This is a genomic window from Microbacterium sp. NPDC056044 (genome assembly GCF_042267145.1).
GTDB lineage: Bacteria > Actinomycetota > Actinomycetes > Actinomycetales > Microbacteriaceae > Microbacterium.
Genome location: NZ_JBHJWZ010000004.1, coordinates 42,796 through 57,240, shown reverse-complemented (window position 1 = coordinate 57,240; position 14,445 = coordinate 42,796). Strand labels below are relative to the sequence as shown.

Annotated in this window: 13 protein-coding genes; 6 read left to right on the top strand and 7 right to left on the bottom strand. The window is 71.8% G+C overall.

All coding sequences use genetic code 11. The annotated features are described in order from the left end of the window. Nucleotides 1-8: 8 nt before the first annotated feature. Together sucC and ACFC1I_RS12170 are read right to left on the bottom strand one after the other, a co-directional pair. Nucleotides 9-1,172 (bottom strand): ADP-forming succinate--CoA ligase subunit beta, encoded by a 1,164-nt coding sequence (gene sucC, locus ACFC1I_RS12175; RefSeq protein WP_376009514.1) that lies wholly within the window; start codon nt 1,170-1,172, stop codon nt 9-11. A gap of 87 nt (nt 1,173-1,259) precedes the next feature. After that, a complete protein-coding gene (locus ACFC1I_RS12170) occupies nt 1,260-2,858 on the bottom strand; it encodes an FAD-dependent oxidoreductase (protein ID WP_376009512.1) in 1,599 nt (532 codons plus the stop codon). 127 nt (nt 2,859-2,985) lie between these two features. On the opposite strand from ACFC1I_RS12170, the gene ACFC1I_RS12165 reads away from it, so the two are divergent. From ACFC1I_RS12165 to ACFC1I_RS12145, 5 genes are all read left to right on the top strand, one after another. After that, nucleotides 2,986-3,675: a TetR family transcriptional regulator gene (locus ACFC1I_RS12165; protein WP_376009509.1), complete on the top strand. Its 690-nt coding sequence runs from the start codon at nt 2,986-2,988 to the stop codon at nt 3,673-3,675. 63 nt (nt 3,676-3,738) lie between these two features. Further along, entirely contained in the window at nt 3,739-6,468 is a 2,730-nt protein-coding gene (locus tag ACFC1I_RS12160) for a cation-translocating P-type ATPase (protein WP_376009507.1), read from the top strand. A gap of 166 nt (nt 6,469-6,634) precedes the next feature. Next, nucleotides 6,635-7,762, top strand: a complete 1,128-nt coding sequence (locus ACFC1I_RS12155; RefSeq protein WP_376009504.1) for an alcohol dehydrogenase catalytic domain-containing protein — start codon at nt 6,635-6,637, stop codon at nt 7,760-7,762. Further along, nucleotides 7,759-8,508 carry an SDR family oxidoreductase gene (locus tag ACFC1I_RS12150; RefSeq protein ID WP_376009502.1) on the top strand — a complete coding sequence of 250 codons (750 nt, stop codon included), beginning with the start codon at nt 7,759-7,761 and terminating at the stop codon, nt 8,506-8,508. Before ACFC1I_RS12155 ends, ACFC1I_RS12150 begins: the two co-directional genes overlap by 4 nt. Next, nucleotides 8,505-8,963 carry a MaoC family dehydratase gene (locus ACFC1I_RS12145; protein ID WP_376009499.1) on the top strand — a complete coding sequence of 153 codons (459 nt, stop codon included), beginning with the start codon at nt 8,505-8,507 and terminating at the stop codon, nt 8,961-8,963. Before ACFC1I_RS12150 ends, ACFC1I_RS12145 begins: the two co-directional genes overlap by 4 nt. A 29-nt stretch (nt 8,964-8,992) precedes the next feature. Here the strand turns inward: ACFC1I_RS12145 and aztD are convergent, their stop codons facing one another. The 4 genes from aztD to aztB are packed head-to-tail and all read right to left on the bottom strand — an operon-like array spanning nt 8,993 to nt 13,279. Then, nucleotides 8,993-10,204, bottom strand: a complete 1,212-nt coding sequence (aztD, locus tag ACFC1I_RS12140) for a zinc metallochaperone AztD (protein WP_376009497.1) — start codon at nt 10,202-10,204, stop codon at nt 8,993-8,995. Nucleotides 10,205-10,230: 26 nt separating this feature from the next. Next, nucleotides 10,231-11,151, bottom strand: a complete 921-nt coding sequence (gene aztC / locus ACFC1I_RS12135) for a zinc ABC transporter substrate-binding protein AztC (RefSeq protein ID WP_376009495.1) — start codon at nt 11,149-11,151, stop codon at nt 10,231-10,233. After that, a complete protein-coding gene (locus tag ACFC1I_RS12130) occupies nt 11,148-12,389 on the bottom strand; it encodes an ABC transporter (RefSeq protein WP_376009493.1) in 1,242 nt (413 codons plus the stop codon). Before ACFC1I_RS12130 ends, aztC begins: the two co-directional genes overlap by 4 nt. Nucleotides 12,390-12,439: 50 nt before the next feature. Next, nucleotides 12,440-13,279, bottom strand: coding sequence for a zinc ABC transporter permease AztB (gene aztB / locus ACFC1I_RS12125; RefSeq protein WP_376009490.1), 840 nt, complete (start codon nt 13,277-13,279; stop codon nt 12,440-12,442). A 57-nt stretch (nt 13,280-13,336) separates the two neighbouring features. Between aztB and aztA the strand changes: the two genes are divergently transcribed. Then, a complete protein-coding gene (aztA, locus tag ACFC1I_RS12120) occupies nt 13,337-14,014 on the top strand; it encodes a zinc ABC transporter ATP-binding protein AztA (protein ID WP_376009487.1) in 678 nt (225 codons plus the stop codon). A gap of 33 nt (nt 14,015-14,047) precedes the next feature. On the opposite strand, the gene ACFC1I_RS12115 is transcribed toward aztA, so the two are convergent. Beyond that, complete coding sequence (locus tag ACFC1I_RS12115) at nt 14,048-14,437, bottom strand: MmcQ/YjbR family DNA-binding protein (RefSeq protein ID WP_376009484.1); 390 nt, start codon at nt 14,435-14,437, stop codon at nt 14,048-14,050. Nucleotides 14,438-14,445: the final 8 nt, after the last annotated feature.

Sequence of the window (14,445 nt, the reverse complement as noted above, 5' to 3'; positions counted from 1 at the left end):
ATTCCGGATCAGGCGTTGGCGAGCTCGGCGGCCTTGTCGGCGCCCTCGTCCATCGTCTCGGCCAGGGTCACGAGCGGGTGGTTCGCGTCACGGAGGATCGCGCGGCCCTCTTCGACCTTGTTGCCGTCGAGGCGCACGACCAGCGGCTTCGAGGCCGACGAGCCGAGCTCGGCGAGTGCGCCGACGATGCCCTTGGCGACCGCGTCGCACGCGGTGATGCCGCCGAACACGTTGACGAACACCGACTTCACCTGCGGGTCGCCGAGGATGACGTCGAGACCGGCGGCCATGACCTCGGCCGAGGCGCCGCCGCCGATGTCGAGGAAGTTGGCGGGCTTCACGCCGCCGTGGTTCTCACCGGCGTAGGCGACGACATCGAGCGTCGACATCACGAGGCCCGCACCGTTGCCGATGACACCGACCTCGCCGTCGAGCTTGACGTAGTTGAGGTCGTTGGCCTTGGCCTTCGCCTCGAGCGGGTCGGCGGCGTCCTTGTCTTCGAGCAGCGCGTGCCCGGCGTGACGGAAGTCGGCGTTCTCGTCGAGCGAGACCTTGCCGTCGAGGGCGATGACGTCGCCCTCTTCGGTGAGCACGAGCGGGTTGACCTCGACGAGCGTCGCGTCCTCGCCCTTGTAGACGTTGTAGAGCTTGACGAAGACGTCGCTCACCTTGTCGACGAGGTCGGCCGAGAAGCCGGCTGCCTCGGCGATCTCGACGGCCTTCGCCTTGTCGATGCCCGAGCCCGGGTTGACGTCGATGCGCGCGAGCGCCTCAGGACGCTCGACGGCGAGCTCTTCGATCTCCATGCCGCCCTCGACGCTCGCGAGCGACAGGTAGGAGCGGTTGGCGCGGTCCAGCAGCACCGAGAAGTAGTACTCCTTGTCGATGCGGGCACCCTGCGCGACCATGACGCGCTTGACGACGTGGCCCTTGATGTCGAGGCCGAGGATGGCCTTCGCGGCCTCGTAGGCCTCATCGGGGGTCTTCGCGACCTTCACGCCGCCGGCCTTGCCGCGACCGCCGGTCTTGACCTGGGCCTTGACGACGACGACACCGCCGATCTTCTCGGCTGCGGCACGCACCTCCTCCGGCGTGTCCGCGACGATGCCGGCGAGCACCGGCACCTCGTACTTCTCGAAAAGGTCTCGTGCCTGGTACTCGTACAGATCCACAGTGATTTCCTTCGCAGGTGGCGAATGGGGGTGGGGACGACGCGAAAAGCGTCTCGACGTCGAGATATCGACCAGTCCCCCAGCCTACTACCGGTCGATGTCCGGTTCTGACCGCAGCGACGCGCCGGGCTCGTCCGCCTCTTCGACTTCTTCGCCGGGCACCCTGGGCAGGCGCGGGAGGTCGCGGAGCGCGGGTCCCTCGATGCGGCGCCCGTCCGCGGTGAACCGTGACGCGTGCAGCGGGCAGTCCCACGTGAGCTCGGCGTCGTTCCATCGCAGCACGCCGCCGAGGTGCGTGCACACCGCGCTCACGGCGCACGTGTGCCCCTCGACCGTGGAGATGCCCACGGGCTGGCCGGCCCGGCTCGCCACGACCCCCTCGCCCTCCACGGGACGGCGCACCGGCGTCGGTGCGGCCTGCGCGCCGATCCACCCGGCTGCAGCCTCCCACCCGATGCGCAGGTTCTGCACGCCGCCGCGGGCGAGGTCGGCGGGCACGGTGAAGCGCGTCGAGATGACGTTCATCCAGTCGGGGCGCTCACGGCGCGGCACCCGCGTGATCTCCGCCGTCAGCCGCAGCGCCGCCGCCGGCGCGTTCGAGAGGCCCCACTTCGCATAGCCGGTCGCGAAGCGGATGCGGCCGAGCCCCCGCGGCATCGCACCGACGAAGGGGATGAGGTCGTGCGACTCGTAGTCCTGCGCCGACCATGACGCCACCGGCTCCGCGCCGGGGAAGTGATGCTGCGTCCACGCCACGAGCCCATTCACCTCGGCAAGCGGGGAGGGCGACCGCCCCACCGCGAAGCCGTTGCCGCCGACGACGAGCTGCGCCGCATGCGCCGGGCCGTCGTCCGCGGTGATCGACCGCACCGACTTCGTCTCGCCGTCGACGGCCAGGTAGAGCCCCTCGAGGAGGGGCCCCTCGGTCGCGAAGGCGACCCCCGACGAGCGCAGCCCCCGCACTTTGGCGAAGTACAGCCCCCGGTCGGTGATGGGTGTCGCGGTCGCCAGCACGACATGGTCCGCGGCGACGTACCCCGCCTCGGTCTCGACGCCCGCGCGCGGCACGGTGTGCACCCGGGTCACGCGCACGCCGGTGTGCAGCGTCCCGCCCTCGCGCAGCAGCGCGTGCGTGAGCGCCACGAGCAGTCGTTGCGGATCGATCGCGACCTGCCGATCGAGCGCCACGGCGTCGACCATGTCGAACGGCGTCTGGGCGAGCAGGTCGGGCTCGACGCGCCGCACCGGCAGTCCCGCCTCGGTCGCGGCATGCAGCTCGGCCTCGATGGCGGCGACGCCCGCCGGCGTCTGCGCGTACGAGTAGGCCGTGCGGTGCGAATAGGGCACGCCCAGCTCGTCGGCGAGGCCCGTGAGCCAGCGCGCGCCGTCGATGTTCGACTCGACGTAGGCGCGCACCAGACGCGCCGGGTGGTGGCGGCGCAGCGCCGACAGCACCGATCCCTGCAGCATCGTGAGCTTGCCGGTGTTCGCCCCCGAGGCGAGGCCGCCCACCTCGTCCGCCTCGACGACGGCGACATCCAGGCCCTGACGCGTCAGCAGCAGCGCGGTCGACAGGCCGGTGAGGCCGGCGCCCACGACCACGACGTCGCGCCGGCGGCCGGGCTCGAACGGCGTGCCCGCGACGCTCTCGGCATCCTGCTTCCAGATCGGCGTCATCGGCGTCATGGAGCCCAGTGAAGCCCTCGAGCGCGCCTGTGTCGACCCCGTTGACAGCCGCGGAGCGGGAAGCGGGGCGTGGCGCGCAACAGCATGCCGCGCTCACGCGGGCGTGCGGACTAGGCTCTCCCCCGAGATGTCCGACACCGCTGCCGCTTCCGCCGCCCAGGCCGCCTCCCGCGCGGCCGTGGTCGCCGCCGCGCTCGAGCTGTTCGCGGAGCAAGGGTTCGACCAGACCTCGGTGGAGCAGATCGCCCAGGCGGCCGGCGTCTCGCGCTCCACGTTCTTCCGGCAGTTCGGCGGCAAGGATGACGTCGTGTTCACCGACCACGAACTGCTCCTCGAGCGCCTGCGCGAGTTCCTGGCGCAGCCGCATCGGGATCCGTGGGAGGCGGTGTGCGAGGCATCCGTCTTCGTGTATGCGCACTTCGCGGCGGACCCCGAGCTCGCGCGGCGACGCTACGCGGTCGTGCGCGGCGTCCCGGCGCTGCGCGATCGCGAGATCGTGACCGTGTTCCGGTACGAGCGGCTGTTCGACGAGTACCTGCGCGCGTCGCTGCCGGGCCTCGACCCGCTGGACGCCGTCGGGTTCTCGGCCCTCATCACCGCGATCCACAACCACGTGCTGCGCCGGCTCATCCGCGGCCCGAAGAAGGTGCCGGTCTCGGTGCTGCGCACCGCGCTCGAGGACGCCCGCCGGCGCTTCGGCGTGCTGTCCGACGGCGAGCCGGATCCCGCCGCCGAGCAGGTCGTCGTGGCCGTGTTCCCGCGGTCGATGCCGACCGCCGAAGTGGCCCGTCGGCTGCGCGAGCGACTCGACGACTGAGCCCGGCGGCGCGCCGCCGAAATTCATGGTCGCGCGGCCCCGGCGCGGCGGTATGTTCATGCCATGAGCACCGTGGACACCTCGCCGGACACGGCAGGAAAAGCCCCCTGGTACACACAGGATCCGGACGCCGTCGTCGCCGCCCTCCGCAGCGACCGCGACCGGGGTCTGACCGCCGCCGACGCCGCCCAGCGGCTCGCTGAGCACGGCCCCAACTCGATCGCGGCCGAGAAGCCGCCGTCGACGTGGCAGGTGGCCCTCCAGCAGCTCGCGGACCCCATGAACGTCATGCTGGTCGCCGTCGCGATCATCAGCCTCTTCATCAACCAGGTGAGCGTCGGCATCCTGGTGGGCGCGCTCGTCGTGCTGAACATCGTCCTCGGCACGCGGCAGGAGCTCAAGGCGAAGGCATCCGTCGACGCCCTCGCCAAGATGCAGATCCCGCAGGCGAAGGTCGTGCGCGACGGGTCGCTGCTGCAGGTCGACGCCACGACGCTGGTCCCCGGCGACATCGTGGCCCTCGAAGCCGGAGACATCGTGCCCGCCGACGGGCGCATCATCCGCTCGGCGACGCTCGAGACGCAGGAGGCCGCGCTCACGGGCGAGAGCGCGCCGATCCCGAAGGACGCCGGCACGCTCGCCGATCCCGAGACCACGCTCGGCGACCGCACCGACATGGTGTTCCAGAACACCCAGGTGACGCGCGGCACCGCGACCGTCGTCATCACCGACACCGGCATGCAGACGCAGATGGGGCAGATCGCGTCGATGCTGTCGTCGGTCAAGCCGGCCAAGTCGCCGCTGCAGCGCGAGCTCGACTCGCTCACCGGCGTGCTCGGCTGGATCGCGTGGGGCGCGGTGGCGATCATCATCGTCACCGGCCTCCTGCGCGGCCAGGAGATCACGTCGGTGATCCTCCTCGGCATCTCGATGGCGATCTCGGCGATCCCGACCGGCATGCCCTCGTTTGTGCAGGCGATGCTCTCGTACGGCTCACGGCAGCTCGCCGAGCACAAGGCGGTCGTCAAGAACCTCACGGACGTCGAGACGCTGGGCGCGACCAGCGCGATCAACTCCGACAAGACCGGCACGCTCACGATGAACGAGATGACGGTCGAGTCGCTGTACTACCGCGGCGAGTGGTTCACCGTCGCGGGATCGGGCTACGAGAAGTCCGGCGAGGTGCGCCACGTGGCGGGCCTGCCGGTGCCGCAGTTCAACCAGCTCGCGCTGGGGCTCACGCTGTGCAGCGACGCGACAGTCTCGGACGACGGCGCCGTGATCGGCGACCCCACCGAGGCCGCGCTCGTGGTGCTCGCCGCCAAGCTGGGCGCCGACGCCGACCTCACCCGCACCAAGTTCCCCCGCGTCGCCGAGGTGCCTTTCGACTCGGCCTACAAGTTCATGGGCACGTTCCACGAGATCCCGGTCGAGGGCGTCGAGACGCTCGTCGGCTACGTCAAGGGCGGCCCCGACGTGGTGCTCGACCGCTGCAGCTCGGTCGCGACGATGGACGGCGTCGTGCCCATCGCCGACCGACGCGACGCGATCCTCGAGGCGAACCGCTCGCTCTCGGAGCAGGGCCTGCGCGTGCTCGCGTTCGCCTTCCGCCGCTTCGCCCCTGACGCCCCGGTCGTCGAGGACCCCATGGCCGCCGTGTCGGACCTCACGTTCGTCGGCCTCGTCGGCATCATCGACCCGCTGCGCCCCTCCTCGAAGGAGGCCGTGCGCATCGCGCGCGAGGCCGGCATCGAGGTGCGCATGATCACGGGCGACCACGCGATCACCGCCGCGGCGATCGGCGCGAAGCTCGGACTCGGCGACGGTGCGGCCAGCGGCGCCGAGATCCAGGCGATGAGCGACGACGAGCTGAAGGCGGCGCTCCCGCGCCTGCACATGTTCGGCCGCGTCACCCCGGAGGACAAGCTGCGCCTCGCCCGTCTCATGCAGGAGCAGGGAGCGGTCGTCGCGATGACCGGCGACGCCGTCAACGACGCCGCCGCGCTCAAGCAGGCCGACATCGGCGTGGCGATGGGCTCGGGCAGCGACGTCACGAAGCAGGCGGGGAAGATGATCCTCGTCGACGACAACTTCGGCACCCTGGTCACCGCGGTGCGGCTCGGCCGGTCGATCTACGAGAAGATCGTCAGCTACGTCCGCTTCCAGATGTCGCAGCTGTTCTCGCTCGTGCTGCTGTTCCTCGTCGCGAGCATCTTCGCGATCAACCAGGGCGTGCCGCTCACGCCGATCATGGTGCTGTTCCTGAACTTCTTCGTCGCGATCTTCCCTGTCATCGTGATCCTGCTCGACCCCGTCCCCGACGGCATCATGCTGAAGCCGCCGCGCGACCCCAAGAAGACGATCGCGAACCCGGCCGCGGTGACGCTGTGGTTCATCTACGGCGGGCTGATCTTCATCACGACGCTCGTGCCGCTGCTCATCTACCCCGACCTGCTCAACCCCGAGAACCCGAGCGCCCCCAACATCCCGGTCACGATGGCCTTCGTGGTGTGCGCGCTCGGCTCGATCTTCGGCGGCCTCGTCATGCGCCGCGACCCCGAGTCGGGACTTTCCGCCCCGATCCTCGCCGCCGTCAAGTGGCTGTCGATCCCGCTGGCCCTCACGGTCGTCGCGGTCGAGGTGCCGTTCATGCAGCGCCTCGTCGGCACGACGAGCCTGTCGGGTGACGAGTGGCTGACGGCGCTGGGGCTCGCGCTCCTCGTGCCGGTGCTGATCGAGCTCGAGAAGTGGATCCGCCGGGCCCGGCTCCGCCGCCGCGCCGCGCACGCCTGACACACGCGAAGAACGCCCGTCACCCGGCACATCGGGTGGCGGGCGCTTCTTTCGTTTCGTCACATACCGTACGGTCGGTATGCTGATGGCCTGCCGTTCATTCCCGGAATCGCGAGAGGGTGGGAGTCCGCGCGGTGCAGCGCCGCGGTCACGACGAGGAGGTCGGATGAAGATCACCGGAGCAGTGCTCGAGGTCTCGGGCGCACAGCCGCCGTTCGCCGAGACCCACCCGTTCACGGTCGGCGAGCTCGAGCTCGATGCGCCCGGCGCCGGCGAACTGCTCGTGCGGATCGAGGCCGCGGGCGTCTGCCACTCCGATCTCAGCGTCGTCGACGGCAACCGCGTGCGCCCGGTGCCCATGCTGCTGGGACACGAAGCCGCAGGCACCGTCGAGCAGCTCGGCGACGGCGTCGACGACCTCGCCGTCGGCGATCGTGTGGTCATGACCTTCCTGCCGCGCTGCGGCGAGTGCGGCGGATGCCTCACCGACGGGCGTCTGCCGTGCACCCCCGGGTCGGCGGCCAATGCCGCAGGCACGCTGCTCGGCGGCGGCATCCGGCTCCGCCGCGAGAGCGGCGGGGCGCCGCAGCCCGTGCACCACCATCTCGGCGTCTCGGCGTTCGCCACGCACGCCGTGGTGAGCCGCGCGTCCGTCGTGCCCGTAGACGCCGACGTCCCGCCCGGGATCGCAGCCCTGCTGGGCTGTGCGGTGCTCACCGGCGGCGGCGCGGTCGTCAACGCCGGGCGTCCCGCCGAGGGCGAACGCGTCGTCGTGGTCGGGCTCGGCGGCGTCGGCATGGCGGCGCTCCTCGTCGCCGTCGCGCTCGGTCACGAGGTGATCGGGGTCGACACCGTGCCCTCCAAGCTCGCCGCCGCCCTCGACTGCGGAGCGAGCGAGGCGCTGACGCCCGCGGAGGCGGAGGAACGCGGCATCCGTGCTCCCGTCGTCGTGGAGGCGGCCGGCGCCGTGCGCGCGTTCGAGACCGCCCTCGCCCTCACCGCGCCGGGCGGCACGACGGTCACCGTGGGGCTGCCGGCACCGGACGCGCGCGCGAGCATGTCGCCCCTGCTGCTCACCGCCGAAGCCCGCACGATCGTCGGCAGCTACCTCGGCTCGGCGGTGCCAAGCCGGGACATCCCCCGCTACGTCGAGCTGTGGCGCGCGGGACGCCTGCCGCTCGAGCGCCTCGTCTCGTCCCGCATCGGCCTCGACGACCTCGACGCGGCCATGGATCGGCTCGCCGCGGGCGGCGAGCTGCGCCAGTTGATCACCTTCGAAAGGAACGACGCATGACCAGGACCGCCATCGTCACCGGCGCCGCGCGCGGCATCGGCGCCGCCACCGCCCGACGCCTCGCCGCCGACGGGTTCGCCGTCGCCGTGCTCGACCTCGACGAGCAGCAGTGCGCCGACACCGTGTCGGCGATCACGGATGCCGGGGGCCGCGCTCTCGCCGTCGGCGCGAACGTCGCCGACGCGGCGTCGGTCGAGCGGGCCGTCGCGCGGGTCGCCGAGGAGCTCGGTGCGCCGACCGTGCTGGTGAACAACGCCGGGATCATCCGCGACAACCTCCTGTTCAAGATGACCGAGGACGACTGGGACGCCGTGCTCGCGGTGCACCTGCGGGGCGCCTTCCTGATGTCGCGAGCGGTGCAGGAGCACCAGGTGAAGGCCGGCTGGGGTCGCGTCGTGAACCTCTCGAGCACGTCGGCGCTCGGCAACCGCGGCCAGGCCAACTACGCCGCCGCGAAGGCCGGCATGCAGGGCTTCACCAAGACGCTCGCGATCGAGCTGGGGCGCTTCGGCGTCACCGCCAACGCCATCGCCCCGGGCTTCATCGTGACCGACATGACGCGCGCGACCGCAGAGCGCATCGGCGTCTCGTTCGAGGATTTCATCGCGCACAACGCCGCCGAGATCCCGGTCGGCCGCGCCGGCACGCCCGACGACATCGCCGCCGCGGCGTCGTTCTTCTGCTCCGAGGGCGCCGGCTTCGTGTCGGGTCAGGTGCTGTACGTCGCCGGGGGTCCGCGGGCATGAGCATCGTCGTCGACTCCCCCGCCGCACTGGCCGACGCCATCGGCACGAGCGCGGCCGGCGACTGGTTCGCGATCGACCAGCAGCGCATCCAGGCGTTCGCAGACGCCACGGAGGACTGGCAGTGGATCCACCTCGATGCCGAGCGCGCGGCGACCGGCCCGTTCGGAGCCACCATCGCCCACGGCTACCTCACGCTGTCGCTCCTCCCCCGGCTCACCCAGGGGCTCCTGGCGGTCGACGGCACCGCGATGGTCGTGAACTACGGTCTCGACAAGGTGCGGTTCCTGCAGCCGGTCGTCGTCGATTCGCGGGTGCGCGCGGTGACCGAGGTCACGTCCACGGAATCCACGCCCCAGGGCTACCGCGTCGGTCTGCGCACGACGGTCGAGCTCGAGGGCTCGACGCGCCCCGCACTGGTGGCCGACACCGTCGCGCTGTTCGTGCCGGAGGGATGAACGGCGGACCGGCCGACCCTCGCACCCCGTCAGCTGCCGGCGACCGCGATCTCGTTCGGCGTGACGTCGAGCGTCGTCGTGGAGACGATCTCGCCCGAGGTGAGGTCCACGGCGTGGACCGCGCGGACCGCAGGCTCCGTCACGTACGCGAAGTCATCCGCCACGACGATGGCAGGGTGCGGGTCCTGCCACTGGACCGGCCCCTCCCACGGGTCGACCACGGGGAACGCGTCGACGATCTCCGTCGTGGCGGGGTCGAACACGTGGATCGCCCCGTCGCTCGAGAGGATGTACGCGAGGTCCTCGGGGCCGCGCGCGATGTCACGGAAGGTGTACTCCACGCCGTCGGGCAGCTCCACGACGTCGAGCGTGCCGGCCACCGTGTCGATCACCGTGACCGCCGCGAGGAGGTAGCCCTCGGCATCCGGGTTGGTCTTGTAATCGCCGACCACGAGCGGGCTCGTCTCGCTGACGTAGGCGTTGCCCATGCGGCCGTATGGCTGGTCGGGGGCGTCGAGCTTCAGGATCTCGCCGTCGCGGTAGACCAGGGCGCCGTTCTCGCAGCCGAAGACGACGGCCTCGTCGGCGGCGGTCCCCTCGCCGTGGATGCCCGGGCACGCGTTGCTCGTCGCGATCAGCGCGCCGGACCCGTCCTGCGCCGTGATGCCGGTCCGTCCGTCGGGGCCGCCCACAGTCGTGAGGAAGGTGCCGTCTTCGAGCACGACCGAGACGCCGTGGTGCGCCTCGACGCCCGGGATCGTCTCGGTGGCGGGCAGACCGTCCCCGGCCGACAGCAGCGCGTCGGTGTCGAAGATCGTCGTGTCGCTCGTGCCGTCGGCATACAGGATCGTCTTGCCGCCGTGGCGGACGACATGCCCCGGGGTATCGGCGGCGAACACGAGGTCGGTGAGCTCCGGCTCCTCCGTGCTGCCGGCGGCGGTGTCGAGCACCTGGAAGCCCTCGCTCATCGTGACGAGCACGTGGCGGCCGTCGCCCGCCGCGTTGAGCCGCGTGAACTCCTCGGAGTCCAGATCGGCGACCGTCTCGAGGCTCTCCGCGTCGAGCACGAGGATGCCTCCTTCGTACGAGACGGCGATGCGGGGTCCGGCCGCCGCCGGGGTCGCCGCGGCGGCACCGCCGTCGACGGAGGCCGCCGGCGTCGATGAACAGGCCGCAAGCGTGGCGACGGCACCGGCGGCGACGGCGATCAGGCCGGCGCGACGCAGCGTGCGTGTGCGCATTTGGTGTTCCTCTTTCTGGATGGGGCTCACTGCGAGAGCCCGGTGGCGATGCGCCGCGTGTTCTCGCGCATCATGGTCAGGTAGTCGTCCGCGCCTCCGCCGGCCGCGGTCAGCGACTCGGTGTACAGCTCGACGACGTCGACGTGCGTGCCGGTCTCCTCCGCGAGCGCGCGCATCAGGCGATCCGGCGACGAGGACTCGGCGAAGATCGACGGCACGCCGGTGCGCTCGATCGCGGTGGCGAGGTCGGCGAGGTCCGAGGCGCTCGGCGCAGCGAGTGTCGTGCCGCCCGGGATCGCGGCGCCGACGACCCGGAATCCGTAGCGCTCGGCGAGATAGCCGAAGACATGGTGGTTCGTGACGAGCGCGCGACGCCCTGCCGGGATGACCGCGAAGGCGGTCGCCATCTCCTCGTCGAGGCTTTCGAGCTCGGCCAGATAGGCGTCCACGCGTGCATCGACGTCGGCGCCGCGGACTCCCGGCAGGACCGCCAGCGGCCCGCGCAGCGCGACGACGACATCGGTCATCCGGGCGGGATCCGTCCAGAAGTGCGGGTCGGGAACCCCGGCGTCGCCTTCGGCATAGGCGAGCACATCGATCGCGTCACCCGCGACGAACGTCGCGACGCCATCGGCCGCCGCGGCGTCCAGATGCTGCTGCAACCCCTCCTCGAGGCCCAGTCCGTTCGAGACGAGCAGATCGGCACTGCGCAGGCGCGCAGCATCCTGTGCCGAGATCTCGAACGAGTGCGGATCGGCGTCGGGCCGCATCAGCGTCATCACCTCGACGTCGTCTCCCACGAGCTCGTCCACGACGTCGCCGAGGATGTTCGTCGACACGACGACGAGGGGCCGCTCTCCGTCCGCGGAGGCACAGGCGGAGACGACGGATGCTGCGAGCACGGCCACTGCGAGAGCACCGAGGGCTCGTCGCCCGTGGCGCCTCATCGGCCTGTCTCCGCGAGGAAGGCCGGCATCGCCGGCGTCGGGAACGTCCGCGCGATCCGGGCCCCGTCGGCGAAGTCGATCTCGTAGAGGACACCTTCGGCGGGCGCGTTGAGGTAGGCGCGATGCTGGTCGGCGACCAGCGCCGGCGACCCGACATCCGTTGCCAGCGACTCGGCGACGAGGGGCTCGGTCTGCGCGATCGTCTGCCCGCTCACGCCGTCGATCACGAGCACGCGGCCGTCCGCGCCGAGCGCCAGCACATGATCGGCCTCGTCGTCGACCGCGGTCGCCTGCACGATCGGCCGATCGACGCGGAGCAGGGTCCACGCGCGGTCGCGCGTGTCGAGCAGCCAGATGGTGTCCGTCCCCGCGAGTCCTGCGACCGTCGGGCGACCGTCGCGCCCCGCGAACGCGCGAGCGGGCGGGACCGCCGTGTCGGCCGGATACGCGATGCGCTCGATCTCCACCGCGCCGTCGACGAGGCTCGCGAGCAGCGCGCCGTCCGCGCACCCGATCACGGCGCCCACGCGGGTGGTCACGGTGCCCCGCGCATCCGCGCACGCGGCGGTCGCGCCGGGCACGAGCACGCCGTGCTCGTCCAGCACGGTCACGGATGCTGCCACACCGTCCCGCGGCTGCGTGACGAGTGCGAACGATCCGAGGGGCACGACCACGCCGTCGTGGGCGCCGGTCTGGATGCGGAACCGCTCGACGATCTCGCCCTTCGCCAGCGCTCCGGTGTCGAGGAGAACCGCCTCTCCGCTGCCGGCGAAGAAGATCCCGGTGCCCCCGGTCGTGGACGACATCGTCGTGGCCACCGCTGCGGGCCCGCTGCCCGCGACCGCGCCGAGCAGCGCGGGTTCGCCCAGGTAGTAGTGGAAGTGGTCGACGTGATCCCACGTCCATCGCCCGCTGTCGATGATCGAGACGCCCTCTCCGCCGTCGGCGAAGACGTAGCGGCCGTCGGTCGCCGTTCGCACGGGCGCCGTCACAGTGCCGAGCTCGGCGACGCTCTCGTCGAGGAGGTCGAGCTGATGCACGTCGCCGTCGGGGTCGACGGTGATCAGGGCGAGCTGCGGCTCACTGACCTCAGCGGCGCCGGTGACGGCGCCGTGGTCATCTGCTGCCGGGGCGGGGGTGGGGCCTCTCGGAGAGGGCTGGGCACAGCCGGTGAGGGCGAGCGCCGCACCCGCGAAGAGGGCAGCGACGAACAGCGAGCGGTGTGGCACGTTCTTCATTCCTTGTGGGTGAGGGCCCCGCGACAGCGAGCCGCGGAGAGGATGGCGGATCAGGCGCGCACGGCGGGAGGACGCAGGCGCACCGACAGTGCGCGCAGCCCCCACGAGGTGCCCGCCGCGAGCACGGAGATCAGGGCGATCGAGGCGCCGGCGGCCGTGCCGGCGTACCAGGACAGCAGCAGTCCCAGCCCCACCCCGACCACCCCGAACCCGCAGGCGAGGGCCATCGTCGACGGCACCCGCGCCGTCCAGCGCGAGGCCGCGACTGCGGGCGCGATCAGCAGACCCACGACGAGCAGGGAGCCGACGGCCTGGTACGAGGCCACGACGGCAAGGGTCACCAAGCCGACCAGCGCCGCCTGAGCGATCCGCGGCGCCAGCCCGAGCACCGCCGCGACCCGCGCGTCGACGGCCAGGGCCACGAGCGACCGATGTGCGAGCGCCGCGACGGCGAGGCCTGCCCCCGTCGCCCACGCGAGCACGACCAGATCGTCCGCGGAGATCGCCAGGATGTCGCCGAACAGGATGGCCGTGGCATCCGTGGCGAAGCTCCCTGAGTGTGAGATCACGAGCACGCCGGCGGCCAGCATCGCGACGAAGAGCAGGCCGATGCTCGTGTCGTACGACATGCGGCCGCGTCGCTGGAGCGCTCCGATGCCGAGGCTCATCGCCGCCGCGCTGGCACCGGCGCCGAGGAGCACCGGCACTCCCAGCACGGTCGCGAGTGCGACGCCGGGAAGCATGCCGTGACCGAGGGCCTCGCCGAGGAACGCCATGCCGCGAGCGACGACCCACGTTCCCACCACGCCGCACAGGATCGCCACGAAGCAGCCGCCCAGCAGCGCCCGCTGCATGAAGTCCAGGGCGAAGGGATCGAGGATCAGGGTCACGAGCGACGACGGTAGCGTTAATGAGAACGATTCTCAAAATCAACTAGAGTGAGGAGTATGCCCTCCGCTCAGCCGCCGGTCGCCGTGCTCTCGGCGCGAGGAATCCATGTCAGCATCGCCGGCAGTCCGGTGCTGCGCGGAGTCGATCTCCACGGCGAGCCCGGGGCCGTCACCGTGATCGCCGGGCCGAACGGGGCGGGCAAGTCGACGCTGCTCGAAGTGCTCGCCGGCACCCGCGCCCCCTCCGCCGGCACGATCGAGGACCGGTCGGCGACGCGCGCCTTCGTGCCGCAGCGCGCTGCGGTCTCGGAGGCGCTCCCGCTCACCCTTCGCGATGTCGTCACGATCGGAGCATGGGGGCGCGCCGGCCCGTGGCGCCGGCTGGACCGTGCGGCGCGGCGCGCCGTGGACGACGCCGTCGAGCGGCTCGATCTGGCGGCCCTGCAACGCTCGCCGTTCGGCGCCCTGTCGGGAGGGCAGCGGCAGCGTGCGCTCCTCGCGCAAGGGCTCGCACGGGGCGCCGACGTCCTGCTGCTCGACGAGCCGACGACAGCCCTCGACGCCGACAGCGCCGAGCGGATCCTCGACGCCGTGAGGGCGGAGGCGGATCGGGGCGCAGCGGTCGTGTGCGTCAGCCACGACCACGCGCTGATCGACGCGGCCGACCTCGTCGTCCGTCTGGAGGCCGGGCGCGTGGTGGCCGCACGTCGTGCCGTCCCGTCGCCGCGAGCGTGAGCCGTCGTGCGACGGCGTCGCGCCGACGCGGCGTCAGCGGCCGGTCTCGTCGAATTCGCGTCGCAGGTACTTGGGCGCCTGGACGCGCCAGGCTTCGGTGACGAGCTCGGCGAGGTGATCAGCGGGTATGCCGGCCATGCGGAACGCGACCTTCGGCTCACCCCACGGCGTGGTCGTGCGCAGGAACAGGTCGGGCTCCATCTCGACCAGGGCGAGGGCGTCGATGGGGTCGGCGACCTTCACGCCGACGACGAGCTCGGACGCGATGATCGCGCGCACGTCGTCGGGGATGCTCGGCCACGGGTGGCACTCCCACGCGTAGAGCTTCGACCGCACGAACCACGCGGCACCGCCGGTCGTCGCGCGCTCCTCACTGCCGGGCAGCGCCGCAGCGGTGCGGCGCAGATCGTCGAGGGAGGCCACGGCACCGA